This window comes from Rathayibacter sp. VKM Ac-2856, assembly GCF_013205055.1.
In the GTDB taxonomy this organism is placed as follows: Bacteria; Actinomycetota; Actinomycetes; order Actinomycetales; family Microbacteriaceae; genus Rathayibacter.
The window spans coordinates 261,824-285,897 of record NZ_JABMLF010000002.1 but is presented as its reverse complement, the minus strand read 5'-3'; the positions used below and the strand labels follow the sequence as shown (position 1 = coordinate 285,897).

Here is a 24,074-nt window from a genome sequence, read left to right as displayed (position 1 = left end):
CATGACTCCGCTCAGCCGCATGACTCCCGCGACCGCGGACGTGCTCCGCGCGCTCCTCGACGCCTCCGGGCCCACCTGGGGGATGCTCGTCATCAAGGGCACCGGCCGGCCGGCGGGCAGCGTCTACCCGATCCTGGAGCGGCTCGAGGGAGCCGGCTGGGTGTCGTCGACGTGGGAGGCGGACACGGAGCGCAGCGGTCCGCGGCGACGGCTGTACGAGCTGACGAGCGAGGGGGCGGAGGCGGCGCGGACCGCGGTCGCCCGGTTCGAGGCCGCGGCGGCCCGGCCGGTCCGGCTCTCCGGAGCGGCGGCGCGCGCGTGATCGATCTGCTGCTGCGACTGCTGGCCCGGCTCCTCCCTCCCCTCGCCCGCGAGCGCTACCTCGAGGAGTGGCGGGCCGACGTCGCCGGTGCGGGCGAGGCGGGGCTGCGGCGCCGCGACGTCGTGCTCGGCGCGCTCGTGCTCAGCGCCACGCTCGATCGCGCGCTGCCCGTGCACTCGGGGGAGCCGCGGTTCCTCCGTCCGCGGCGCCTGGCCCGGCGCGGTCTGGGGCTGCTGACGGCGGCCGCGGTGATCCTGATCGGCGGGTACCTGACGGGTGGTGGCGTGGTCCCGGAGGGGGTGTCCGCGGGGGTGGTCGGCCTCGTGCAGGTGACCGGGCGGGCCCTCGTCGTGCTGGCGATCGTCGTCGGGCTGGTCGGGGTCGCGCACGTGCTGGAGGCCGCGCGCTCCGCCGAGACACGGCTGGCGAAGGTGTCGCTGCTCGCGGGGCTCGCGGGGCCGGCGATGGTGGCGATCGGAGTGCTGGTGCCGGGCGCGCCGTGGCCGCTGCCGTTCCTGGGGTTCCTGGTCTCGGGGGCGGCACTCGCCACGGGTGTCGCGGTGATCGGCGGGACGCGGCCGGTGGCGTGGGGGCACCGGACCGCTGCGCGTTCTCGGCGCGTCCCGGTCGCCCTGGGCGGGGCGGCGCTGGTGCTCGCGGTCGTGGTGGTGGGCGCGATCGACCTGCTGGTCTGGAACCCGCTCGCCAAGGTCCCCGGCACCGACCTCGCCACGATCTACCGCCTGCTGGCCGAGCGCGACGGCTTCTCGCTGGACGGCACGCTCGTGCTGACGGCGATCTGGGCGGTCTTCTGGACGGTGCCCGCGCTGCTGGTGACGGCGCTCGCCGCGCATCGGGTCGGCGACGCATTCACCCCGCGGCGCCTCGTGATCGTGATGCTCGCGCTGGTCGGCGGGGCGATCTTCTTCCGCTTCTTCACCGGCTTCGCCATCGGCATGTCGATCGCGGACTCCTTCGCCACCAGCGGCAACGACGCGTCGCTCGTGTCGGCGGTCCTCCCGTGGGTGGGGCAGCTGTCGTTCGCGGTCGCGGCGATCGCCTTCGGCTGGACGCCGCGGGTGCGGATGCGGCCGGCGGCGGTGGCCGCCTGAGGGGAGCGGTGCTCCTGCTGGTCGAGTAGCCCCGGAGGGGCGGACTCATGCTGGTCGAGTAGCCCCGGAGGGGCGGACCCATGCTGGTCGAGTAGCCCCGGAGGGGCGTATCGAGACCCGGCGTCGTCGTGAGGGTGGGTCTGCAGGCCCGAGTTCCGACGGTGGTGGATCTCGATACGCCCGCTGCGCGGGCTACTCGATCAGCATGAACGCGCTCGCTGCGCGGGGTCCACCCAGACGAGGCGTGCACACGCTCATGCTGGTCGAGTAGCCCCGGAGGGGCGTATCGAGACCCGGCGTCGTCGTGAGGGTGGGTCTGCAGGCCCGAGTTCCGACGGTGGTGGATCTCGATACGCCCGCTGCGCGGGCTACTCGATCAGCATGAACGGGGCCCGCTGCGCGGGCTACTCGATCAGCATGAGCGCGGCCGCTGCGTGGGCTGCTCGATGGGCATGCAGCGGCGCCCGCGTGCGGGCTGGTCGGTGGGCGTGGAGCGGTCGGCGAGGGCGGGTGCCGGGGCGGTGGATGCAGAACATCAGCAGAGAGCGGTCGTCATCGCCCATCGGCGATGAGGACGACTCCTGGCTGATGTTCTGCGGCCGCGGACGCGGGAGCGGGGCCGGCGGAACCCCGCCGACCCCGCTCCCGGTGTCGTTCCTACTTCTGCGCGGTCCTCCTGCGCGTCGCGGTCAGCGTGAGCGCACCCGCGCCGCCGGCGATCAGCGCGACGGCCAGCGCGGCGAGCCCCGTCGTCCCCTCGGCGCCCGTGTGCGCGAGCGCCGCACCGGGCTTCGCGGTCGGCTTCGCCGTCGGTGCCGGAGCGACGGGCCCGGCCGTCGCGGTCGGCACGGCGGTCGGCGCCACCGTCGGCTCAGCGGTCGGCGCGGCGGTCGGCTCAGCGGTCGGCACGGCGGTGGGCGCCGCGGTCGGCTCCACCGGAGGCGCCGTCGGCGAGGCGGTCGGCTCCGGAGTCGACTCCGCAACGAGCTCCGGCGTCGAGGCGGGCGCGACGCGGTGCATCGTGGCCTGCTCGTAGTCGTAGGACATCGCGAGCAGCTCGGCGTCCTGGCTGCGCGGGGCGGCCAGCTCGAGGCCGGCGGCGGTCCCGGTCGAGGTGAAGCCCGCGGGCAGCGAGACCGTCGGGACGCCGGTGTTCGCGCCGACGTCGCAGAACGTCGTGCCCGCCCAGTCGGGAGTCGCCGCCGTCGCGCTGGTCGGCATCGCCAGGGCGTCGAGGTCGTTGTCGAGGAAGAACTGGTCCATCGCCAGCTTGCCCGCGTCCTGGGCCGCGATCGCCGCCTCGTAGGCGGGGTTCGGGATGTCCGCGTTGCTCTCGAAGAACGCGACGTCGTCCGGCAGCAGCGAGGTCTTCCCGTCCGCCATGACGTCCGAGAAGGTCAGCGCGTCGGCCGGCTCGGTGAGGGCGGCGAGGCCCTCGGGCCAGGTCGCCTCGGTGTCGGCGAAGAAGGCGTCGATGCCCGGGCGCAGGTCGAGGTAGCCGCCGCTCACGAGCGTGTTCGAGACGAACTCGCGGGTGAAGGTCGGCACCGGCACGATCTCGGCGCCCTGCGCGGCCAGGTCGAGGACGGCCTGGTCGACGAGCCCGGTGGTCTCGGCGAGGCCCGGGCGGGCCGGGTCCTCCTCGTAGTCCCAGCGCACGTAGCCGATGCGCTTGCCCTCGAGCGCGGTGTCGCTGAGTCCCTCGACGTAGGTCGAGCTGTCCTGGTCGTCCGCGATGACGGTCAGCGGGTCGGTCGGGTCGTAGCCGGCCAGCACCTCCATCAGCAGGGCCGCGTCGGTCACGGTCGTCGTCATCGGACCCGACACGTCCTGCCGCGGCGACAGCGGCACGATGCCGGTGACGCTGGTCAGGCCCATGGTCGGCCGGAAGCCGACGAGGCTCTGGTGCGCGCTCGGTCCGACGATGGAGCCGCAGGTGTCGGTGCCGAGGCCCGCGGGGGCGTAGCCGGCGGCGACGGCCGCGCCGGTGCCTCCGCTCGAGCCGCTGGCGCTGTTCGCCTGGTTGTAGGGGTTGTTCGTCCGGCCGCGCTCGGAGCTGAGCGTGTAGGTGCCGTGCCAGGCGAACTCCGCCATGTTGGTCTTCGCGAGGATGATCGCGCCCGCGTCGCGCAGGCGCTGCACGGCCGTCGAGTCGAGCTTCGTCTGGTACGTGTGCAGGGAGGCGCTGCCCGCGGTGGTGGGCATGTCGAACGTGGCGTAGTTGTCCTTGACCAGGATCGGGATGCCGTGCAGCGGTCCGCGGACGGTCCCGGCCGCGCGCTCGGCGTCGAGCTCGGCCGCGGTGGCGAGCGCGTCCGGGTTGGCGAGGATGACCGCGGCGAGACCGGGCTGGTCGCCGTAGGGGTCGTCGTAGGCGGCGATGCGGTCGAGGTACTGCTGGGTCAGGGCGACGGACGTCGTCGCACCGGACTGCAGGAGCGCGAGCGCGTCGGTGATGCTGAGGTCGACGACGGCGGGGGCGGCCTGGTCGGCGGTGGGGGTGGTGGCGCCGAGCGCCGCGGGGGCGGCGAGGGCGGTGCCGAGTGCGAGTCCGGTGCACAGGGCGGTGGCGGCGGAGAGTCGGACGACCCTCCGGAACGAGGGGGAGGGGGACAAGCGACAACCTTCGGATCGAGTGGGAGGGGGCTTGGAACCTCCCCAGTCTCGGAGCCGCATGTTGCACGGCTGTTTCGGCGCGGAGACGATCGAGCGCGCGGGACGTCCCCCTTCGCGGGGGTGCGAGGGAGCGCTCTCAGCGGGAGCAGTCGAGCAGGCCGTCGCTCTGCAGCGAGACGGGGTCGACGGGGGTCAGTCCGACGCGCAGCCGCGCGGTCTCCCCGCTCCACCGCAGCTCGTAGCTGCCCGCGCGGAAGGGCTGGTAGCCGTCGGTCGCCGAGTAGTCCTCGAGCCACTCCGCGACGACCGATCCCGGCCGCACCAGGCCGAGGGAGCCGCCCGCCGCGCGGAGGAACCCGAACTCGCGCACCACGACGCGGCAGCCCTTCTCGCTCGCGGACGGGAGGACGGAGTAGGTGCTGGTGCTGAACAGGAGCGAGAAGAAGACCGCGCAGGGCACGCAGACGACCAGAAGGAGCGCGCTGAGGACGCCGAGTGCGGTCCTGGCGCGCGACGGCTCCCGCGGGATGCCGGGGAGGATGCAGCCGGCGATCAGGCAGATCGGACCGCCGGCGAGGAGCACCAGCTCGATGCCGAGCAGCGTCGGCACCACGTCGCCGACCACGATCGTCCCCCAGCCCAGCGCCTCCTGCGAGCTCGTCCCTGCGACCCGGTAGAGGGGAGCGATCGGCCCGAGCACCCCGAGGAGGACGACGGCCACGAGCTGCCAGGCGCCCGCCGCGAATACCCTCCGGTCGAGGTGCGCGGGGGCGTCAGCGGGGGACGCCGCCGATGAGCTCGGCACCGGTCTCCTCCCCGTCGGGGCCGTCCTCAGCGCCGGGGCGGGCCTCGCCGTCCGGCACGTGGCTGAGGATGTCGCCGGGCTGGCAGCGCAGGACGGTGCAGATCGCGTCGAGGGTGGAGAAGCGCACGGCCTTGGCGCGCCCGTTCTTGAGGATCGAGATGTTCGCGGTGGTGATGCCGACCGCCGCGGCCAGGTCGGTCACCGACATCTTGCGCTTGGCGAGCTCGACGTCGAGGTGCAGAACGATCGCCATCAGACGACCTCGGCGAGCTCGCTGCGCTGCTCCACCGCGAGGTGCAGGAGGCGCCGCATCACGACGACGATCAGCGCCGTCGTCGCGCTGGCGACGGCGACGAGCGCGAAGGCGAGGGCGGGCAGGGGCGCCGGCACCGCGGCGAACGACGCGACGGCGCCGACCACGGCCAGGACCGCTCCGAAGACGAAGGCGCCGATCGCGAGGTCGACCCAGAGGTCGGAGCGGTGGTCGCCCGCGAACAGCGTGTCGTCGCGGACCAGGCTGAGCAGCCGCCACACCGCGATCAGCACGGCCTCGACGCAGAGCAGCCCGACGACCACCACCGCGACGAGCACCGCGTCGACCGGGCCGCCGTCGAGCGCCTCGCGGGCGACCGGGCCGACGGCGAGCTGCACGAGCACGCAGCCGAGCAGCAGCACCAGCAGCAGGGTGCGGAGCGCGAGGAGGACGGGTCGGGGCATGCGGGGCTCCTGGGTCGCGGGGTCCGGCCGGAGTGCGGGCGGACGTATCGAAAGTCGTGCGGTTCGTATCGAATGTCGATACTGTCACCTCGGATGAACAGCGGCAAGAGCGCGAGGGGGGAACGGCATGGGACGACGGGGACGGGTGCTCGCGGCGGCGGCGGCGCTGATCGCGATCGCGGTCGTCGCGACCGGGACCGGGCCGGCGGAGGGGCTCGAGTCGGCTCTCGCCGCGGACGACTGCGTCGAGACCGCGACCGCCGAGTGGCGCCCGGCACGGCTCCTCGTCCGCGACCAGCCGGCGGCCTTCGACGTCGACGTCACGGCCCGCGAGGACTGCCCGGCGGAGCGCCTCGTCGCGCTCGCGGCGTCGGCGTCCGAGGCGATCGATGCGGCGCTCGGCGTCGCGCCCGCCCGCCGCGGCCCGAGCGAGCTGGTGCTGCGGGTCGGCGACGACGTGCTCGCGATCGCGGATCCGCGGGATCGCCGCGTCCCGGTCGAGGCTTGGGACGGCCTGCGCCGCGGTATCGACGGAAGCGTGTCGGCACGGACCGTCGAGGGGTTCCCCGTCCTCGAGGTGGTCCTCGCCCCGGCGGGTGCCGCGACCGCGCTCGACGTGCTCGACGTGCTCCTCGCGCAGCGCTCCGCCCTCACGGAGGGCGACCTCGACTGGACGATCGAGCAGCGCGCGTCCGGCACGCGCGGCGCCGCCTCGATCCGGGTGCAGGAGCAGCCCCCGGCGGAGGAGATCGTCCGGCTCGCCCGCGAGATCGACGGCGCCTTCGCGGGGGTGCAGGACGAGACGATCCACCTCAACGGCCCCGTGCTGAACGTCGCGCTGACGGGGTCGCCGGGGGAGTCCGCCCCGCGCTCGCTCCGGGACTCCGTCGTCTGGCCACGCGTGCTCGGCATGATGACGGCGCTGGCCGACCGGGGGAGCGGCTACGCGATCGGCGCGGAGATCGCGGCGGAGGCGACCGACGGCTCCGGCCCCGTCGTCGACTCCTTCGTCTCGTCGTCGCTGGACTGCGCGGCCCCGCCTGCCGCGGGCGGGACGACGCTGGCCGCCTTCGAGCACCTGCGCACGTCGATCCGCCCCGCGCACCCCGGCCAGAGCCTCTCCTTCGGCGGCCTGACGGCGCCGGCCTGCGAGTGATCGCCGCACAACATCAGCTGAGAAGGGGGTCCGTCCCCCCACAGAGGAGGCCCACCCTTCTCAGCTGATGTTGTGCGGCGCGATCCTCAGTCCAGGTGCCGCAGGTACCGCTGCGGGTCGCCGAGGAATCCGCGCCAGGTCCGCACGAGGTCCAGATCGTCGTACTCCGCTCGCCGCAGGCCCCACTCGCCGAGCTCGTAGAGGTCAGCGCCCGGCAGCGCCGCGAGCACCGGCGAGTGCGTCGAGAGGATCACCTGCGAGCCGCCCGCGACGAGCGAGCGCAGCTGGCCGATCAGGGCGAGGCAGCCCGAGACCGACAGCGCCGACTCCGGCTCGTCGAGCAGCCACAGCCCGCGGATCCGGGAGCGGTTCACGACGATGTCGAGGAACGACTCGCCGTGGGAGCGCTCGTGGTAGCCACCGTCGATCCGCACGTCCTCGAGGTAGGTGAAGAAGCCGTGCATCGTCTCGGCGCGGAGGAAGAAGCCGCGCTTGGAGGCGCCCGCCCCGCGGACGAGCTGCAGCTGCTGGGAGAGGTCCGACTCGGAGACGCGGGTCGAGTGCATCGCCCCGGTCGAGCCGCCCTCGGCGTTCAGCCCGTAGGCCAGGGCGATCGCCTCGAGCAGGGTGGACTTGCCGGAGCCGTTCTCGCCGGTGATCACCGAGACGGCGCCGAGGTCCCAGCCCTCGTCGAGCACCTGGCGCACCGGCGGCAGGGTCGCCGGCCAGACGACGGATCGGGCGGCGGAGGGGTGCTTCTGCACCCGGCGCACGGGGAGGGAGGAGAACACGCCCGCCTCCTCCGCTGGTCGGCGCCCAGTCAAGCACGGCCCCGCGCGGGCCGGCGGCTCAGACGCCCCAGCCCGCCTCCGCGAGGGCGAGCGCCGCGTCGGCCCGCGGCGAGTACGGCAGGTCCTGATCGAGAACCACGCGGTAGTCGGTGTCGCCCGGGCCGACCCAGAGGATCGAGTCGTCCGCACCGGCGCGGCCGACGGCGGCGCGCACGGCCAGCGCGGGCTCGGCGATCTCCTGCACCTCGCAGCGGCCGTCGCGGGCCCCGTCGAGGAGCGCGCGGCGGATCCGCGCCGGGTCCTCGAAGCGCGGGTGGTGGTCGGTGACGATCAGCAGGTCGGCGCGCTCGGCGGCGGCGCGGCCCATCAGCCCGCGCTTGCTGGGGTCGCGGTCGCCGTCCGCGCCGAGGATCACCAGCACGCGGCCCGGGGTGACCTCGCGGAGGGCGTCGACGGTGCGGGCGACGGAGTCGGGGGTGTGCGAGAAGTCGACGTAGAGGCGCGGCCCGGCGTCGCCCGAGACGAGCAGCGTGCGGCCCGGGACGGCGACGTCGATCCCGTCGGCCACCGCGCGGCCGATCGCGTCGCGGTCGTGGCCCGCCTCGATCAGCATCACGAGAGCCAGGGCCGCGTTCGAGGCCATGTGCCGCCCGATCAGCGGGACGGAGGTGGTCGTCGCCCAGCCGTCGGGGGCGTGCAGGCGGAAGCGGGTCGCGTCGGCGCTGAGCGAGAGGACGTCGACCCGCCAGTCGGCCTCGGCGGTGGCGCCGACCGTGACGACCGGCACCTCCGCCTCCGCGGCGACCGTCCGGCCCTCCGGAGTGTCGACCACGACGACGCCGCGGCGGCTCCGGTCGGGGCGGAAGAGCCGCTGCTTCGCCCGCAGGTAGGAGCCGAGGTCGCCGAAGTCGTCGAGGTGGTCGTGGCTGAGGTTGGTGAAGCCGGCGACGTCGAAGACGAGTCCGTCGACGCGCGCGCGGACGAGGGCCTGCGCGCTGACCTCGATGGCGGCGGAGCGGACGCCGTCCTCGCGCATGCGGGCGAGGAGCGCGTGCAGCTCGGGCGCCTCGGGCGAGGTCAGCCGGCTGGCGACGACGTCCTCGCGGCTGCGGCGGTCCGCGGTCGAGCTGAGGCCGGCCGGGACGTCGAGGGCGCGCAGCACCGCATCGAGGAGGTGGACGGTGCTGGTCTTGCCGTTGGTGCCGGTCACGCCGAGGAGCTGGGGGCGGTCGCGGTCGGTCCCGTAGACGCGGGCGGCGATCCGGCCGAGGGCGGCTCGCGGATCGGGTGACAGCAGCACCGGGAGGCCGCTGGCCCGGGCGCTCGCGAGTCCGGCCTCGTCGGTGAGGACGGCGACCGCTCCGGCCGCGGCGGCGTCGTCGGCGAAGTCGGCTCCGTGGCGGCGTCGGCCGGGCAGGGCGGCGAAGAGCGCGCCGGGGGAGATCTCGCGGTGGGCGAGGGTCACGCTGCGGATCAGGTCGTCGGCGTCTCCGCTCAGCGCACCGTCGCCCGGCGCGAGGACATCCGCCAGCTCGCGGAGCGGGACGCCCGTGCTGCGGCGCGGTTCGAGGAGCCGGAACGTCGGCATGGTCGTGTCTCCTGGTGACGGACCCGTCCCGCGCGGCGAGGACCGCGCGGGACAGGAGGGGTCGTGCTACTTCGCGGTGGGGCCGTAGAACGAGGTGATCTCGTCCAGCTCCATCTCGGCGGTGGTCTGGATGAGCTTCAGCAGCTCCGGGTCCAGCCCCGGCGAGAACTCCTCGAAGCGCTCCGGCGCGATCGTCGACGGCACGCCCTCGGGGGCCTGCTCGTTCGCCGAGAGGTCGGTGCCGTCGTTCGAGGGGGAGGCGCCGCGGAAGATCTTGCCTGCTTCGGACGCGCCCTCGAGATCGAAGGTGAACTGCTTGCTCTGCAGACCGAGGTCGACCAGCTTCTTCACCTCGGGGAACTTCTCGGCGTTCGTCTTCGGGATCGGCAGGGTCTTCCTCCAGTCGATGCCGAGGGTCTCCAGCGCCTTCGCGTAGCCGTTCTCGTGCGCCTGGTCGCGGACGATCAGGTAGGCGATCGTCGAGCGCGCGGTCTTGTTCTGCGTCATCTCGTAGATGCGGCACTTCTGCAGGCGCCCGGTGGACTCGAGCATGAGGTTGTAGAGCAGGTCGAGCACGAGGTTGCCCGAGTTGTAGACGTAGCTGCCGCTCCACGGGTTGCCGACCGAGTCGACGGGCAGGGCGCCCTGCGCTCCGACGAGGTAGTGGTGGATGTTGCCCGTGTCGAGGGCGATGTTGAGCGGAGTCGCGCCGCCGGCACCCGGGGTGTCCAGCGGGTCGGTCGGCTTGCCCTGGTAGCGCGGCGAGCCGTCGAGAAGTCGCGAGATGGTCGTGCCGATGAGCTCGACGTGGCCGATCTCCTCGGTGCCGATGCCCTGGATCAGGTCGCGGTAGGGCTTCGCGTCGGCGCCGCGGAAGTTCATCGCCTGGAAGAGGTACTGCATCATCGTGCGCATCTCGCCGAACTGCCCGCCCAGGCCCTCCTGCAGCGCGTTCGCGGCGGCCGGATCCGGCTCGTCCTGCTCGATGTCGTTGATGAGTCGTTGAACGTGGAAGTACACCATTGCCTCCGGAAGGATCGTGGGTCCTCCTTACTGTCCGTCGTGCTCCTGCTCCTTGCCGAGCCCCTTGCCACGGGGGGTCGGCGCGTGCCATCGGGTGCGCGAGGAGGGGGAGTGGCGTGGTGGGGCGGGGCGCGGTGGTGCGGGTGCGAAACGGCGAGGAGCGGGCCGGCGGCGGGGCGCGGATACGGAACGGTCCGGTGCGGGCCGGCGGCGGCCGGGGTGCGGGCTCGCTCGTTCGGCCTTCCTCGGCAGGGCCCGGGGCTGTGTGCGAGGCTCGGAGGATGAGCGAGCAGGCGCGCACGACTCCCCGCACCGTCGACGGGCGGGCGCTCGCGAGCCTGGGCGTCGCGGTGCTCGGCGCACTGATGGTGGGGGTGCCGCTCCTCGCCACGGCGCTCGCGGTCGCGGCGATCGTGCTCGCACTCGGAGCCCGCGGCCGGCTGCGCGCCGACGACGGGCTCCGCGGCTCCCGCGCGAGTCTCGCCGGGTTCGTGCTCGGGCTCGGAGTGCTCGCCGTCGCGCTCGGACCGCTGCTGCTCGGGTGGGTGCTCGGGCTGCTCCTGTGAGCGCGGGGGCCCTGGGGAGCCGGGTGCCCGGTGAGCACCGTGCCCGGTGAGCACCGTGCCCGGTGAGCACCGTGCCCGGTGAGCACCGCGCCCGCTGAGCGCTGCGCTTACCGGCTGGCGAACGCCTCCCGGTAGAGGCTCGTCAGCTCGGGGGAGTCGGTCGCGCTCAGCCCGCAGGTGAGGATCGTGTCGCCGTCGGCCGCGATGAGGTAGTCGACGCCGCGCTCGAAGACGATCGGGGCGCCGTCGACGACGGACTCCTCCGCCTGGGTCACCGCGACGGTGTCGCCGACGTCGCCGGCGAAGCGGTCGAGGACGCGCAGGGTGACGGTGCCGTCGTCGATCGAGGCGACCTCGGCGCGGAAGGCGAGCTGGGCCGGAGCGAGCGCCTCGGCGGTGACCTGCGCGCACATGTCCATCGGTCCGCCGGTCGCGGGCAGTCGCAGCGCGGAGGCGGAGCCGCCCGTGGTGACCCCCAGCGCGAACGGCAGCAGGAGCGACGCGGCCGCGCCGACCGCGAGCGCGCCGACCCCGACGATCAGCCAGGGCGAGCGGCGGCGGCGCGGGGCGCTCGGTTCGGGCTCACCGGTGCCGGGCTCGCCCGTGCCTCGCTCGCCGATCGCGCCGCGCTCGCCGATCGCGCGCTCCCGGTGGGCGGCGAGCTCCTCGCGGGTGAGCGGGGCCAGCCCCTCCGCCGGGTCGGTCGAGCGCACCAGGCGGCGCAGCTCCGAGTCCTCGATCGCGGTCATCGTGCTCCTCCTTCTGCTGTCGTCGGGTCCTCTGATGTCGTCGGGTCCTGGGTGCGGCTCTCGTACAGCTCCGCGAAGCGCAGGCGCGCGCGGTGCAGCCGGATCGACGCCGCGTTCGGCGTGATCCCGAGGACCTCGCCGATCTGCCGCGCGTCGAGCTCCTCCCACGACCACAGCCGCAGCAGCTCGGCGTCGGACTCGCGCAGCCGCGAGAGCACGAAGCGCACGGCATCGTCGGTGGCCGAGGGCCCGTCCGCGCCGTGCACCTCCTGCGGCGGATCGACGACGGCGATCCGCTGGGTGAGCAGAACCTGGCGCCGCTGCATCCGCCGCGCGTTCTGCAGCTGCAGCCTGGCGACGCCGATCGACCACGCGATCGGGTCGTCCTCCGGCACGTCGTCGACGCGGCGCCAGAGCACGGCGAGGGTGGCGGCGAGCACGTCGTCGGCGGTGGCCTGGTCGGTGCGGCGCCACAGATAGCGGCGGACCGGGTCGGCGACCGCGCCGGCGAGCGCGGCGAAGCGGTCGGGACCCGCGAGGGGAGCTGGCATGTGCCTCATGCTCCCTCCTGTCCGGCACCCCCGCCGTTCTTTCACCGGCGCGCCGACGCGCTCCCTGCTGCGTCCCTGCTTCGCCCCTGCTCCGCCCGCGTCGGCCCGGCCCACCTCCGGCTCGTGATTCCGCCTCCGGCTCGTGGTTCTGCCCGTTTCCCGCGTGCCGAAGTCGTTCTCACGTGCCGGAGGTCCGTCCTGCCGTGCGCCGCGCATCCCCGGCTCGTGATTCCGCCTCCGGCTCGTGGTTCTGCCCGCTTTCCGCGTGCCGGAGTCGTTCTCGCGTGCCGGAGGTCCGTCCTGCCGTGCGCCGCGCATCTCCGGCTCGTGATTCCGCCTCCGGCTCGTGGTTCTGCCCGTTTTCCGCGTGCCGGAGTCGTTCTCGCGTGCCGGAGGTCCGTCCTGCCGTCCGCCGCGCATCTCCGGCTCGTGATTCCGCCTCCGGCTCGCGGTTCTGCCCGTTCTCCGCGTGCCGGAGCCGTTTCCGCCTGCCGGAGATCCGCCCCGCACTGCCCCTCCGCCGCGACCCCGCCGCCTCGCTACTCTGGAGCGCCCCCATCCCCTTCCGCCCGAGGAGCCCCATGCCCATCTGGTCCCTGCACGGCGACGGCCGCACCGTCGCGCCCGGAGCCGTCGTCGGCCCCGCCGAGCGGCTCAACTGGCCCGCGACCGTCGCGATCGGCATCCAGCACGTCGTCGCGATGTTCGGCGCGACCTTCCTCGTCCCCGTCCTCACCGGCTTCCCCGTCGCGACGACCCTGCTCTTCTCGGGTGTCGGCACGCTGCTGTTCCTCCTGATCACCCGCAACAAGCTGCCCAGCTACCTCGGCTCGAGCTTCGCCTTCATCGCCCCGGTCACCGCGGCGACGGCGGTCGGCGGCACGGGATCGGCGCTCGCCGGAGTCGTGGCCGTCGGCGTCCTCCTCGCGCTCGTCGGGTTCGTGGTGCAGTTCGCCGGCCTCGGCTGGATCGACCGCCTGATGCCCCCGGTCGTCTCCGGCGCGATCGTGGCGCTGATCGGCTTCAACCTCGCCCCGACCGCCTGGTCGAGCTTCCAGCAGGCGCCGGTCACCGCGACCGTCACGCTCGCCGCGATCATCCTGGGCAGCGTCTTCTTCCGCGGCTTCCTCGGCCGCGTCTCGATCTTCGTCGGCGTCGTGATCGGCTACGTCGTCGCCCTGATCCGCCAGGAGATCGACTACTCCGCCGTCGCCGACGCCGCCTGGGTCGGCCTGCCGCCGTTCACCTTCCCCGACTTCGCCTCCGGATCCACCTGGTCCGGCATCGCGATGTTCCTCCCCGTCGTGCTCGTGCTCATCGCCGAGAACGTCGGCCACGTGCGCGGCGTCGCGACGATGACCGACTCCTCGGTCAACCAGCACACCGGCCGCGCGCTCATCGCCGACGGCATCGCGACCACCGTCTCCGGCGCGTTCGGCGGCTCCGGCACCACCACCTACGGCGAGAACATCGGCGTGATGGCCGCGACCCGCGTCTACTCCACCGCCGCCTACTGGGTCGCCGGAGTCACGGCCGTGCTGCTCAGCCTCTCGCCCAAGGTCGGCGCGGTCTTCAACTCGATCCCCGCGGGCGTCCTCGGCGGCGCGACCACCGCGCTCTACGGCCTCATCGGCGTGATCGGCATCAAGATCTGGATCGACAACCGCGTCGACTTCTCCCGCCCGGTCAACCAGTACACGGCCGCCGTCTCCCTCGTCATCGCGATCGCCGGCTTCTCCTTCAGCTCCGGCGGCTTCGAGCTCGGCGGCATCGTCCTCGGCGCGGCCGCGGCCCTCGTGATCTACCACCTCGGCAACGCCGTCGCCCGCTGGCGCCGCACCGGCGCCGACGACGGCGGCCCGCTGCCCCCCATCGGCCAGCTCGGCGGCGACCCCCAGCACTGACCCGCGCGCGATCCGTCACCAGCGGTCGCCCTCCCCACCCGAGGACGACCCTCCGCGCCGGATCGCGCGGGCCGGCCGCCGCCGTTCGCCACTTTCCGCTGCTTCGGCGGGCTCAGACCCGCAGAAAGTGCCGAACCACGCGACGGATGCAGGGCGAGAGGTGCGGGTGGAGATCGGACACGTGGGTCTCGATACGCCCTGCGGGCTACTCGACCAGCATGGGCGCTGCCGCGCGACCAGCATGGGCGCGGCCGTGCGGTCGGCGTGGGGGTGCTGCCGTGCGGGCGGCGTGGGGGTGCTGCCGCGCGGCCGGCGTGGGGGCGCTGCCGCGAGTCCGGCGTGCGCGCGCTCGCTGCGAGGTCGGCGGGGCTCGTGTTCCTCTAGCCGGGGCGTCAGCAATCCATGCTGATCGAGTAGCCCTCGGAGAGGGCGTATCGAGATCCACCATCGCAGGGACGTGGGGTGCAGGGCTGCGGCCCTGGCGACGGTGGGTCTCGATACGCCGCTGCGCGGCTACTCGACCAGCATGGGGGCGCGGCTGCTCGACCAGCACGAGGTCGCGCGATTTCTGCTCACCCGCGCGGAGCGCGCCGTCGCCCCGCGGCGTCCTCTTGCCCCCCCCCCGAGCCGCAGGGGATTCGCGAGTGGACGCGAAGCGGGGCCTGCCTGCGGCGCAGGCCCCGGGATGCGTCCAGTGGAGGACGGCGGCCCTTCCCGAGTGGACGCGAAGCGGGCTCTGGAGCGGGTGCAGGCCCCGGGACGCGTCTACTCGGTCAGCGGAGCCCCGTGCGCGTCCACTCGGGGAGTGGAGCCCGGAATGCGTCCACTCGGGGAGTAGAGCCCCGAACGCGTCCACTCGGGCATGGAGGTTCGTGCGCGTCCGTTTGCGCGCGGGCGGGCGCCGTCAGGCGTCGAGGGCGCGCAGCGCCAGCTTCGCGTAGAGGTCCTCGAGGAGGAGGCGCGTGTCGACGTGCGTGAAGACCCGCAGGTCCGGGCCGTCGCCGGTGCGCGGGCCGTACTGGCCGTCGGCGGTGATCGACGGGCGGGGGACGCGCGCGGTACGGCTCGAGGAGGCGTCGGGCTCGAAGGCGGAGAGCAGCGCGGTCGCGAGGACGAGCGGGCTGTCGCCGAGGGCGTAGGTCTCGCCGAGGCTCAGGCCGTGCGCGGCGCCCATCCGGAAGACGCCGTCGAGGGCGTCGAAAAGGTGCCGGCCGAGAGGGCCGGCGGTGCGCATCCGCACGCGCAGTTCGGCGACGGAGGCGAGCGGCTGCCGGTACGCGTCGCGCGGGAACTGCTCGATCGGCAGCGCCGAGGCGAACACCTCCGCGGCGGCGGGCACGTCGATCAGCAGGTTGTACTCGATCGGCATCGCGCCGGGCGGAGGGACGGCAAGGCCCGGGTGCTCGGGTCCGCCGATCCAGACCAGCGTCATCCGCGACGCGATCGACGGCTCCAGGCGGAGCGCCGCCGCCACCTCGGAGAGCCCCGCGCCGGCGCAGAGGTACAGCGGACGCGGGTCGTCCCGCAGCGCCTCCGCCACGATCGCGCGCGCCGCCGCGGAAGCCCCGGAAGCGCCGGAACCGTCCGCCGCGTTCGCCCCAGCGACCACCGGCACGTCCGGCCGCCCGCACAGCGCGAGCACCTCCCGCGCCGCCGCGGCCGCGTTGTCCGCCGTGCGGTCCGAGGCGTCGAACGGGTCGCCCGGCCGCAGCCGCGAGCCGACGACGAGCGCGAGCTCGACCGACGGCGACAGCGCGTGCTGCGCCAGCTGCACGAGTCCGTCCGGGTCGCCGGAGTAGTCGTTGTCCGAGATCACCCGCACCCGCGGCGGCACGGCGCTCGCGCCGCCGACCCCGCTCGCGCCGCCGACCCCGCTCGCGCCGCCGACCCCGCTCGCGCCGCCGACCCCGCTCACGCCGCCGACCCCGCTCACGCCGCCGACCCCGCTCACGCCGCCGACCCCGCTCCCGCTCACGCCCCCGCTCGCGCCCTCGCCCGAGCTCACGACGCCACCCGCGTCAGCCGCACCGCCATGAACTGCCGCGCCGGCAGCTCCACCCGGAACGACCCCGAGAACACCCCCGGCACCCGCGAGACGGTCATCCCCCAGGTGTCGATCACATCGACGATCCACGACACCGACGGGTCGCGCACGATCTGCCGGAAGCTCGGCCGGTTGAAGCCGAAGTAGACGAGCTGCACCCCGCCGCCGCCGCCCCAGGGCGCGTCCCAGTCCGAGGGCAGCGGGTCGATCCGCCCGTCCGGCATCTCGGCGGTGATCCGGCGGAGGAAGGCGATGCGCGCCGGGCTCTCGCCGACGAGCTCGCCGCCCTTGGACCACCAGAGCTCCTCGCGGTCGTTGAGGTGCGTCTCGCCGTGGCCGACGTAGCCGCCGCGGACCGCCCCCTCCCAGAAGCGCCGCACCATCTCCTCGCCGGTGATGTTCCCCCAGCCCTGGTCGATGTCGCCCTCGTAGGCGCACTCGTCGATCACGACCGGCTTGCCCCACTGCTCGCGCCAGGCGTCGGTGTTCTCGGCGGTCCGGTACACGTCGATCCGCTGCACGCTCGCGTGGGTGATCCACGGGCGGGAGTAGTCGTAGAAGCCGAAGCAGTTGTGGATCGAGAGCAGGTGCCCGACCGGATCCTCGGCGACGACGAGCGCGGCGAGACGCTCCCAGTCGTCCACCGTCTTCGACCAGAGCAGGTCGTACTCGTTGGCGAGCGACCACCAGACGTTCGGCGAGGCGGCCAGGCGCCGGACGACGTAGCGCGTCACGAGGTCGTCCGCCGCGCGCCCCATGTCGGAGAAGCCCCAGCGGTCGTACGCGTGGAAGAGGATCACGTCGGCCTGGATCCCGAGCGCGTCGAGATCCGCGACCCGCTCCTCCAGCCGGCGGAAGAACGCGGGCACCGGTCGGTCGAAGTCCCAGCCGTCGCCGTCGCGCTCGAACGGGTAGAGCTCCGGCTCGTTCGTGTTGTACAGGTACGCCTTCGGGAAGACGCAGTGCCGCACCTTGGTGAACGGCGCGTCCGCGAGCGTCGCGAGGGTCGCCTCCTGCAGCGCCTCGGTCTGGTGCGTCCAGGCGTAGGCGGTGGTGCCGAGCGGGAGGTGGCGGGTGCCGTCCTCGTGCGCGAAGTGGAAGGTGTCGGCGACCCGCACCGGCCCGTGCGCGCCGGGCAGGGCCGCCTCGACGGTGACGGAGGCGCTGAGCCCGTCGAGCGAGCGCGCGGTGGAGGCGGTCGTCACGGTCCAGACCCCGGCCGCAGGAGGCAGGAAGCGCACCCGGTACACGCCGTCCCCGTCGTAGAAGCCGCCGGCCCGCACCGTCTCGTCGCCCAGCCGGAACTCCGCCGAGAACTCGACGTCGACGAACGGGTTCCCGTGCGACGGCCCGTCCACGACGACCTCGGCCGGCGACCACACGGTGCCCGCGGCGACCGGTCGCACCACGGCGGACGCGGCAGGAACGTCCTCGCCCTCGTAGTCCGTCCGCGGCACCACGGCGGCCCGCTCGGCCCGCGGGGCCGCCGCTCCGGAGTCGTCGACCGCGTCGAGCGCCGCCCAGAACGAGGCCTCGCGCTCCGGATCCGCCTTCAGCAGCGGATCCATCCCGACGACGAGGCCGAGCGGAGCGGAGCGCAGCTGCACGAGCAGCGGCGAGTTGACGACGCCCGGGACGAAGCGGCGGACGACGTCGCCCGCCTCCGCGTGGTCGAGGACGGCGGCCAGGGTCGAATCGCGGGTGAAGCCCACGGTCACACCTCCACGGTGGTCAGGGTCTGCACGGTGCGCCGGAACTCGGTCTGCATGTCGAGGGCGTCGCGCTGCAGGAGCCACTGCACCTGCAGTCCGTCCATGGTGGCGACGGTGCGGATCGCGGCGCTGCGCGGATCCACTCCCGGCACGAGCTGCCCGCGGGTCAGCATGTCGCCGAACGCGCCGGTGAACAGGTCGATGACGAAGCGGTAGCGCTTCGCGAAGTACTCGTGCGCGGGGTGGTCGGCGTGGGTCGCCTCCGCTGAGAGCACGCACTGCAGCTCGACGAGTCCGGGGATCTCGGTGTTGTAGGCGACCAGGTCGATCAGCGCCCGGATCGTGTCGATCCCGGGGATCTCGTCGCCGCTGGGCACGCGGATGATCGAGTGGTCGTCGCGGAGGGTCAGCACCGCGGAGAGCAGCTCCCACTTGTTGGCGAAGTGGTGCAGCACGCCGGCCTGGCTGAGGCCGACCTTCTCGGCGATCTCGCGGAGCGACGCGGCGTGGTAGCCGCTCGCGGAGAAGACCTCCAGGCCCGCGGCCACGATCTCGGCGCGCCGGGCGGCCGTCTTGGCGTACTGCCCGCGCGGTCGCCGCGGGGGAGAGGTGGGGAGTGCCATGAAGTGCCTCCTGGCGCATCGTTGCGAGGGGGCTCGGAGCCTCCAGTGCGAGAAACCTAACCCTTCGAGGTTTCTTAGTCAAAAACCTGGCGCGGTATCGGCTTTCGAAGAGATCCCCGTCAGAGGGCAGATCGGAGACACGGCAGGGATGTGAACGGTCACGAGAATCACGAAAACCTAACGGGCCGAAGTTTTTCTGATGAAAACCTAGGGGCCGTCTGTTTTTCGTGTTAGCTTCCTCGGCACCGGTTCATGGGAGAACCGGGAGAACCTGGAGACCGAAGATGTTCCGATGGAAGAGGCTGGCGGCCGCTGCGATCGCCGTCACCACGATGGTCGGCCTGACCAGCTGCGCGGCCGACTCCGGCGGTGGCGCCTCCGGCGGCTCGAGCGACACGCTCACGCTGGGCGCGATCCAGACCCTGTCGACGTTCGCCGCGGCGGACTCGTACTGGGCCAACGAGTCGCCCTACATGCAGGCCGTCTACGACACGGTGCTGCGCGCCGAGCCGGACGGCACGATCGCCGAGGGCCTCGCCTCCGAGTGGAGCTACAACGAGGACAGCACGGTCCTCACCCTGACGATCCGCGACGGCGTCACCTTCTCCGACGGCTCGCCGCTGGACGCCGCGGCGGTCGCGCAGAACCTGATCCGCTTCCGCGACGGCAACTCGCCCGACACCAACAAGATGGCCGACCTCGCCGACGCGGTCGCCACCGACGCTCAGACCGTCACGGTGACCCTCACGCAGGCCAACCCGACGTTCCTCTTCTACCTGACCCAGAACGCCGGTCTCGTCGAGGCGCCCTCCGCCTTCGAGTCCGCCGACATCCAGACCGTGCCCGTCGGCTCCGGCCCCTACGAGCTCGACGCGGCCAAGACCGTCATCGGCACCTCCTACGCCTTCACCAAGCGCGACGGCTACTGGGACGAGGACTCGGTCCACTACGACAACCTGACCATCAACGTCTACAGCGACTCCACCGCCCTGGTGAACGCGATCAAGGGCGGCCAGGTCAACGCGGCCAACACGGTCGACAACAACGACCTCAAGGAGATCGAGGCGTCGGGCTTCACCGTCAACGCCTTCGAGCTCAACTGGACCGGCCTGCTCCTGCTCGACCGTGACGGCACCATCGCGCCGGCCCTGAAGGACGTCCGCGTCCGCCAGGCCATCAACTACGCGTTCGACAAGGAGTCGCTGCTGACGGCCATCGGCCAGGGCTACGGCACCCCGACCACGCAGATCTTCCCGACCTCCTCCGAGGGCTACGACGAGTCGCTCGACGACGACTACCCCTACGACCCCGAGAAGGCCAAGGAGCTCCTCGCCGAGGCCGGCTACCCGGACGGCTTCGAGCTGAACATGCCCTCGAGCTCGCTCGTCGGCTCCTCGACCTTCACGCTGATCCAGCAGCAGCTCTCCGAGGTCGGCATCACCGTCAGCTACACCGACGCCGGCAACAACTTCATCGCCGACGTGCTCGCGCCGAAGTACGCCGCGACCTGGCTCACGCTGCAGCAGGACCCCGACTGGGCGCTGATCAACTTCGAGCTCAGCCCCAACGCGATCTTCAACCCGTTCAAGAACGCCGACCCCGAGCTCGAGACGCTGATCGAGGCCGTCCGCACCGCGGACGAGTCCGGCTACGCCGCCGCCGTCCAGGCCGTCAACGCCTACACGGTGGAGAACGCCTGGTTCGCCCCCTGGTACCGCCAGCAGTCGAGCTTCGTCACCGACGCGAACACCAAGGTCGAGACCCAGACGGGCAACGCCTACCCGTACCTCTGGAACATCACCCCCGCGTGATCGGCACCCCGGCCTGAGCCGGTTCGGCGGGGTCGGCTTCGACGCCGGCCCCGCCCCCTCTCCTCGCGCGTCACCGATCCGCTGATCCAGCCCGCGCCCTCCTCCGTTCGAAGGACCACTGATGACCAGGTTCATCCTGCGACGCGTCGTCTCGGGGATCATCCTCGTGGTGCTGATCTCCGTCGTCGCGTACGCACTCCTCTATCTCGGCGGCGGCGACATCGCCCGCCGCATCCTCGGGCAGAACGCGACCCCGGAGGCGGTGGCCCAGCGCGCCTCGCAGCTCGGCCTCGACCAGCCGATCTGGACGCAGTACCTCGGCTGGCTCGGCCACGCCGTGACCGGCGACCTCGGCAGCTCCTGGTTCACCGGGCAGGCGGTCACCACCGCCATCTCCACCCGCGTCACCGTCACGCTCTCCCTGGTCATCGGCGCCACGATCATCTCCGCGATCGTCGCGGTCGTGCTCGGCGTCTGGGCCGCGGTCCGCCGCGGCTGGGCCGACAAGCTGGTGCAGCTGGTCTCGATCCTCGGCTTCGCGATCCCCGGCTTCCTGATCGCCCTGGGCCTCGTCACCGTCTTCGCGATCAACCTCCGCTGGTTCAAGCCGACCGGCTACGTGAACCTCACCGACTCGTTCTCCGGCTGGATCGCCACGGTCACCCTGCCGATCATCGCCCTCGCCATCGGCGGCATCGCCGGTGTCGCCCAGCAGGTCCGCGGCTCCGTGATCGACGCGCTCCGCCAGGACTACGTGCGGACCCTGCGCTCGCGCGGCCTCCCCGCCTCCCGCGTGATCTTCCAGCACGTGCTGCGCAACGCCGGCGGGCCGGCCCTCGCCGTCCTCGCCGTGCAGTTCATCGGCCTGCTCGGCGGCGCCGTCATCGTCGAGCAGATCTTCGCGATCCCCGGTCTCGGCCAGGTCGCGGTCACCGCGACCACCCAGGGCGACATCCCGCTGGTGATGGGCCTCGTGCTCGTCACCGCGATCATCGTCGTCATCGTCAACCTGCTCATCGACCTGCTCCAGGGCTGGCTCAACCCGAAGGTGCGACTCTCATGACCGCCACGACTCCGCTGCCCGCCAGCACCCCGTCGGTCGGAGTGGAGGAGCGCGCCGCCCGCACGCACCTCTTCCGCCGCCTGCTGCACAACCCGGTCGGGCTCGTCTCGCTCGTCTTCCTCGCGATCGTCGTCCTCGCCGGGATCTTCGCGCCGCTGCTCGCCCCGGCCGACCCCAACCGCGCCTCGCTGCAGGACGTGCTCGCCGAGCCCGGCGCCGCGCACCTGCTCGGCGCCGACAGTGCCGGCCGCGACGTCCTCTCGCGCCTGCTCTTCGGCACGCAGTTCAGCCTCGCCGGCGCCCTGGTCGCGCTGGCCGTCGCCGTCGTCATCGGCGTCACGAGCGGACTGCTGGCCGGCTACTTCGGCGGCTGGTTCGACTCGGTCTCGGCCTGGACCTCGGGCCTCGTGATGGCGCTGCCCGGCTTCGTCGTCCTGCTGGCGGCCCGCGCCGTCATCGGCCCGTCGATGTGGCTCTCAATGGCCATCTTCGGCGTGCTGCTCTCGCCCGCCTTCCACCGGCTGGTCTACGCCTCCGTCACCGCGGTGCGCGGCGAGCTCTTCGTCGACGCGGCGCGGGTCTCGGGCCTCGGCAACGGCCGGATCATCGCGCGGCACATCCTCACCGTCGTCCGCGCCCCCGTCATCATCCAGGCCTCGCTCGTCGCCGGCATCGCGATCGCGATCCAGGCGGGACTGGAGTTCCTCGGCCTCGGCGACCTGTCGATCCCCACCTGGGGCTCGATGCTCAACGACGGCTTCTCGAACGTGTTCAACGCGCCGATCCTGATGCTCTGGCCGAGCCTCGCGATCGCCCTCACCTCCATCGCGCTGACCCTGCTGGGCAATGCGATGCGCGACGAGCTCGAGCGCAGCGCCTCCGGGGCCAAGCGCTCGAAGAAGCGCAAGGCCGCCTCGGCGCCCGCGACGGTGCCGACCAGCCTCTCCACGATCGGCATCCGGACGATGCTCGACGAGGACGCCGCGGCGCCGAAGACCGTGGTGCACGAGGAGGAGGCAGGGGCGAAGGCTGCGGAGGAGATCCTCCGCGTCACGAACCTGTCGGTCGGCTACGGCCAGGGCGACGGCTCGGTCAAGACCGTGGTGCACGACGTGTCGCTCGCGGTCCGCCGCGGCGAGATCCACGGCCTGATCGGCGAGTCCGGCTCCGGCAAGACGCAGACCGCCTGGTCGGTGCTGCGCCTGCTGCCCGAGGGCGGCCGGATCACCGGCGGCTCGATCGTCTTCGACGGCCAGGATCTCGCGCACCTCTCCGAGAAGGAGATGACGAAGCTCCGCGGCAAGCGCATCGCGTACATCCCGCAGGAGCCGATGTCGAACCTCGACCCCTCCTTCACCATCGGCACCCAGCTGGTGCAGCCGATCCGCCTCTGCCTCGGCCTCTCCAAGGCCGCGGCGACGGAGCGGGCGCTCGGCCTGCTCGCCCGGGTCGGCATCCCGAACCCGCAGCGCACCTTCGACGCCTACCCGCACGAGGTCTCCGGCGGCATGGCGCAGCGCGTGCTGATCGCCGGCGCCGTCTCCTGCGACCCCGACCTGCTGATCGCCGACGAGCCGACCACCGCGCTCGACGTCACGGTGCAGGCCGAGGTGCTCGACCTGCTGCGCGAGCTGCAGTCGGAGCTGAACATGGGCATGATCCTCGTCACGCACAACTTCGGCGTCGTCGCCGACCTGTGCGACCGCGTCTCGGTCATGCGCGACGGCCGGATCGTCGAGACCGGGCCCGTGCGCTCGATCTTCGCCGACCCCCGTCACCCGTACACCCGCGCCCTGTTCGACGCGATCCTCGAGGAGGGGCCCGCCCGCGGACCGCTCGTCGCCACCACCGCCGTGAAGGAGTCGAGCCGATGAGCGCCGCACCCGCCGCACCGTCCGAGCTGCTGCTGGACGTCAAGAACGTCGTCGTCGAGTACCCGGGCAAGGGCTTCCGCGCGAAGCCGTTCCAGGCGCTGAAGGGCGTCTCGCTCGACATCCGCCCCGGCGAGACGGTCGGCCTGGTCGGCGAGTCCGGCTCGGGCAAGACCACCCTCGGCCGCGCGGTGCTGGGGCTCGCCCCGGTCACCGGCGGCGAGATCCTCTACAACGGGCGCGACATCGCGCACCTCGACCGCCGGCAGCGCCGCGGGCTCTCCTCCGAGATCCAGGTCGTCTTCCAGGACCCGTACACCTCGCTCAACCCGTCGCTGACGATCGAGCAGATCCTGGTCGAGCCGCTCACCGTGCGGAAGGTCGACGCGAAGGTCGCCTCGGCGCGGGTGCGCGAGCTGCTCGACCAGGTGGGGCTGCCGCAGTCCGCGGCCGACCGCCTGCCGCGCGAGTTCTCGGGCGGCCAGCGCCAGCGGATCGCGATCGCCCGGGCGCTCGCCCTCGAGCCGCGGCTGATCGTCTGCGACGAGCCCGTCTCGGCGCTGGACCTCTCCACCCAGGCGCGCGTCCTCGACCTCTTCACCGAGATCCAGGAGCGCACCGGAGTCGCGTACCTCTTCGTCTCGCACGACCTCGCCGTCGTGCGGCACCTCTCGCACCGCGTCGCCGTGATGTACCACGGCGAGATCGTCGAGTGGGGCGACGGCGACCAGGTCACCTCCCGCCCCGAGCACGCCTACACCCAGCGCCTCTTCCTGGCCGCCCCCGTCGCCGACCCGGTCCGCCAGGCCACCCGCCGAGCCGAGCGCCGCGCCTTCGTCGCCGCCCACCCCTGACCCGCTGCCCGCCCGCCCCGCCCCCCGACCTCCCGACCCCCTCCGCCACCCGAGTCCCTCCTCCCCCCGCGAGATGCCACTTATGAGCGCGACACGCCGCGCGATCGCGTCATAAGTGGCATCTCGCGGCGGGGGGATCTGGGGGTGGGGGCGGGCATATCGGCAGAAAACTACTAGTGCTAGGTTTTTAGGGACG

The 24,074-nt window shown here is 73.0% G+C and carries 21 protein-coding genes; 9 read left to right on the top strand and 12 right to left on the bottom strand.

Going from position 1 to position 24,074, the window contains the following annotated elements; translation table 11 throughout:
- Window position 1: 1 nt before the first annotated feature.
- Both HQQ82_RS08380 and HQQ82_RS08375 read left to right on the top strand, forming a co-directional pair.
- Complete coding sequence (locus HQQ82_RS08380; protein ID WP_173232585.1) at window positions 2–322, top strand: PadR family transcriptional regulator; 321 nt, start codon at window positions 2–4, stop codon at window positions 320–322.
- Window positions 319–1,434 carry a hypothetical protein gene (locus HQQ82_RS08375; RefSeq protein ID WP_173232584.1) on the top strand — a complete coding sequence of 372 codons (1,116 nt, stop codon included), beginning with the start codon at window positions 319–321 and terminating at the stop codon, window positions 1,432–1,434. Before HQQ82_RS08380 ends, HQQ82_RS08375 begins: the two co-directional genes overlap by 4 nt.
- Window positions 1,435–2,091: 657 nt before the next feature.
- Here HQQ82_RS08375 and HQQ82_RS08370 read toward each other — a convergent pair.
- The 4 genes from HQQ82_RS08370 to HQQ82_RS08355 all read right to left on the bottom strand — a co-directional run bounded on the left by HQQ82_RS08370 (window position 2,092) and on the right by HQQ82_RS08355 (window position 5,572).
- Window positions 2,092–4,050, bottom strand: a complete 1,959-nt coding sequence (locus tag HQQ82_RS08370) for an amidase (RefSeq protein ID WP_254071347.1) — start codon at window positions 4,048–4,050, stop codon at window positions 2,092–2,094.
- Between the two features lie 136 nt (window positions 4,051–4,186).
- On the bottom strand, window positions 4,187–4,855 hold the full coding sequence (locus HQQ82_RS08365; protein WP_173232582.1) for a hypothetical protein: 669 nt from the start codon (window positions 4,853–4,855) through the stop codon (window positions 4,187–4,189).
- Entirely contained in the window at window positions 4,824–5,108 is a 285-nt protein-coding gene (locus HQQ82_RS08360; RefSeq protein ID WP_173232581.1) for a helix-turn-helix transcriptional regulator, read from the bottom strand. The genes HQQ82_RS08365 and HQQ82_RS08360 overlap by 32 nt, the downstream gene beginning before the upstream one ends.
- On the bottom strand, window positions 5,108–5,572 hold the full coding sequence (locus tag HQQ82_RS08355; protein ID WP_173232580.1) for a DUF2975 domain-containing protein: 465 nt from the start codon (window positions 5,570–5,572) through the stop codon (window positions 5,108–5,110). Before HQQ82_RS08355 ends, HQQ82_RS08360 begins: the two co-directional genes overlap by 1 nt.
- 127 nt (window positions 5,573–5,699) lie before the next feature.
- Between HQQ82_RS08355 and HQQ82_RS08350 the strand changes: the two genes are divergently transcribed.
- Entirely contained in the window at window positions 5,700–6,728 is a 1,029-nt protein-coding gene (locus HQQ82_RS08350) for a hypothetical protein (protein WP_173232579.1), read from the top strand.
- A gap of 86 nt (window positions 6,729–6,814) precedes the next feature.
- On the opposite strand, the gene HQQ82_RS08345 is transcribed toward HQQ82_RS08350, so the two are convergent.
- The 3 genes from HQQ82_RS08345 to HQQ82_RS08335 form a co-directional block, all read right to left on the bottom strand.
- The gene (locus tag HQQ82_RS08345) at window positions 6,815–7,519 is read right to left on the bottom strand and encodes an AAA family ATPase (protein WP_367947882.1); all 705 of its coding nucleotides are present in this window, start codon (window positions 7,517–7,519) and stop codon (window positions 6,815–6,817) included.
- 58 nt (window positions 7,520–7,577) lie between these two features.
- Window positions 7,578–9,107 carry a Mur ligase family protein gene (locus HQQ82_RS08340; RefSeq protein WP_173232578.1) on the bottom strand — a complete coding sequence of 510 codons (1,530 nt, stop codon included), beginning with the start codon at window positions 9,105–9,107 and terminating at the stop codon, window positions 7,578–7,580.
- Window positions 9,108–9,173: 66 nt separating this feature from the next.
- Window positions 9,174–10,127: a manganese catalase family protein gene (locus tag HQQ82_RS08335; protein WP_173232970.1), complete on the bottom strand. Its 954-nt coding sequence runs from the start codon at window positions 10,125–10,127 to the stop codon at window positions 9,174–9,176.
- A gap of 284 nt (window positions 10,128–10,411) precedes the next feature.
- Here HQQ82_RS08335 and HQQ82_RS08330 point away from each other — a divergent pair, with 284 nt between their 5' ends.
- Entirely contained in the window at window positions 10,412–10,696 is a 285-nt protein-coding gene (locus HQQ82_RS08330; protein ID WP_173232577.1) for a hypothetical protein, read from the top strand.
- A gap of 107 nt (window positions 10,697–10,803) precedes the next feature.
- Here the strand turns inward: HQQ82_RS08330 and HQQ82_RS08325 are convergent, their stop codons facing one another.
- Window positions 10,804–11,445, bottom strand: a complete 642-nt coding sequence (locus HQQ82_RS08325; protein ID WP_173232576.1) for a hypothetical protein — start codon at window positions 11,443–11,445, stop codon at window positions 10,804–10,806.
- Window positions 11,442–11,996, bottom strand: a complete 555-nt coding sequence (locus HQQ82_RS08320) for an RNA polymerase sigma factor (protein WP_173232575.1) — start codon at window positions 11,994–11,996, stop codon at window positions 11,442–11,444. Before HQQ82_RS08320 ends, HQQ82_RS08325 begins: the two co-directional genes overlap by 4 nt.
- 581 nt (window positions 11,997–12,577) lie before the next feature.
- Between HQQ82_RS08320 and HQQ82_RS08315 the strand changes: the two genes are divergently transcribed.
- Entirely contained in the window at window positions 12,578–13,900 is a 1,323-nt protein-coding gene (locus HQQ82_RS08315) for a uracil-xanthine permease family protein (RefSeq protein ID WP_173232574.1), read from the top strand.
- A 904-nt stretch (window positions 13,901–14,804) separates the two neighbouring features.
- Here HQQ82_RS08315 and HQQ82_RS08310 read toward each other — a convergent pair.
- Genes HQQ82_RS08310 through HQQ82_RS08300 form a run of 3 tightly spaced genes read right to left on the bottom strand, consistent with a single transcriptional unit; the run spans window position 14,805 to window position 18,279 of the window.
- Window positions 14,805–15,875 carry a nucleoside hydrolase gene (locus HQQ82_RS08310; protein WP_216848420.1) on the bottom strand — a complete coding sequence of 357 codons (1,071 nt, stop codon included), beginning with the start codon at window positions 15,873–15,875 and terminating at the stop codon, window positions 14,805–14,807.
- Window positions 15,876–15,901: 26 nt separating this feature from the next.
- Window positions 15,902–17,656, bottom strand: a complete 1,755-nt coding sequence (locus HQQ82_RS08305; protein ID WP_173232573.1) for a DUF5605 domain-containing protein — start codon at window positions 17,654–17,656, stop codon at window positions 15,902–15,904.
- A 2-nt stretch (window positions 17,657–17,658) separates the two neighbouring features.
- A complete protein-coding gene (locus HQQ82_RS08300; protein WP_173232572.1) occupies window positions 17,659–18,279 on the bottom strand; it encodes a TetR/AcrR family transcriptional regulator in 621 nt (206 codons plus the stop codon).
- Window positions 18,280–18,563: 284 nt separating this feature from the next.
- Between HQQ82_RS08300 and HQQ82_RS08295 the strand changes: the two genes are divergently transcribed.
- The 4 genes from HQQ82_RS08295 to HQQ82_RS08280 all read left to right on the top strand — a co-directional run bounded on the left by HQQ82_RS08295 (window position 18,564) and on the right by HQQ82_RS08280 (window position 23,878).
- Window positions 18,564–20,090, top strand: a complete 1,527-nt coding sequence (locus tag HQQ82_RS08295; protein WP_173232571.1) for an ABC transporter substrate-binding protein — start codon at window positions 18,564–18,566, stop codon at window positions 20,088–20,090.
- Window positions 20,091–20,211: 121 nt separating this feature from the next.
- Window positions 20,212–21,153, top strand: a complete 942-nt coding sequence (locus HQQ82_RS08290; protein WP_173232570.1) for an ABC transporter permease — start codon at window positions 20,212–20,214, stop codon at window positions 21,151–21,153.
- Window positions 21,150–23,027: a dipeptide/oligopeptide/nickel ABC transporter permease/ATP-binding protein gene (locus HQQ82_RS08285; RefSeq protein ID WP_173232569.1), complete on the top strand. Its 1,878-nt coding sequence runs from the start codon at window positions 21,150–21,152 to the stop codon at window positions 23,025–23,027. The genes HQQ82_RS08290 and HQQ82_RS08285 overlap by 4 nt, the downstream gene beginning before the upstream one ends.
- The gene (locus HQQ82_RS08280) at window positions 23,024–23,878 is read left to right on the top strand and encodes a dipeptide/oligopeptide/nickel ABC transporter ATP-binding protein (protein WP_173232568.1); all 855 of its coding nucleotides are present in this window, start codon (window positions 23,024–23,026) and stop codon (window positions 23,876–23,878) included. The genes HQQ82_RS08285 and HQQ82_RS08280 overlap by 4 nt, the downstream gene beginning before the upstream one ends.
- Window positions 23,879–24,074: the final 196 nt, after the last annotated feature.

Bases quoted from the DNA above. Each gene is read 5' to 3' on its own strand.
- HQQ82_RS08360 (WP_173232581.1), bottom strand. From the start codon at position 5,108: ATGGCGATCGTTCTGCACCTCGACGTCGAGCTCGCCAAGCGCAAGATG.
- HQQ82_RS08315 (WP_173232574.1), top strand. From the start codon at position 12,578: ATGCCCATCTGGTCCCTGCACGGCGACGGCCGCACCGTCGCGCCCGGA.
- HQQ82_RS08380 (WP_173232585.1), top strand. From the start codon at position 2: ATGACTCCGCTCAGCCGCATGACTCCCGCGACCGCGGACGTGCTCCGC.
- HQQ82_RS08350 (WP_173232579.1), top strand. From the start codon at position 5,700: ATGGGACGACGGGGACGGGTGCTCGCGGCGGCGGCGGCGCTGATCGCG.
- HQQ82_RS08290 (WP_173232570.1), top strand. From the start codon at position 20,212: ATGACCAGGTTCATCCTGCGACGCGTCGTCTCGGGGATCATCCTCGTG.
- HQQ82_RS08280 (WP_173232568.1), top strand. From the start codon at position 23,024: ATGAGCGCCGCACCCGCCGCACCGTCCGAGCTGCTGCTGGACGTCAAG.
- HQQ82_RS08325 (WP_173232576.1), bottom strand. From the start codon at position 11,445: ATGACCGCGATCGAGGACTCGGAGCTGCGCCGCCTGGTGCGCTCGACC.
- HQQ82_RS08340 (WP_173232578.1), bottom strand. From the start codon at position 9,107: ATGCCGACGTTCCGGCTCCTCGAACCGCGCCGCAGCACGGGCGTCCCG.
- HQQ82_RS08330 (WP_173232577.1), top strand. From the start codon at position 10,412: ATGAGCGAGCAGGCGCGCACGACTCCCCGCACCGTCGACGGGCGGGCG.
- HQQ82_RS08320 (WP_173232575.1), bottom strand. From the start codon at position 11,996: ATGCCAGCTCCCCTCGCGGGTCCCGACCGCTTCGCCGCGCTCGCCGGC.
- HQQ82_RS08295 (WP_173232571.1), top strand. From the start codon at position 18,564: ATGTTCCGATGGAAGAGGCTGGCGGCCGCTGCGATCGCCGTCACCACG.
- HQQ82_RS08355 (WP_173232580.1), bottom strand. From the start codon at position 5,572: ATGCCCCGACCCGTCCTCCTCGCGCTCCGCACCCTGCTGCTGGTGCTG.
- HQQ82_RS08285 (WP_173232569.1), top strand. From the start codon at position 21,150: ATGACCGCCACGACTCCGCTGCCCGCCAGCACCCCGTCGGTCGGAGTG.
- HQQ82_RS08300 (WP_173232572.1), bottom strand. From the start codon at position 18,279: ATGGCACTCCCCACCTCTCCCCCGCGGCGACCGCGCGGGCAGTACGCC.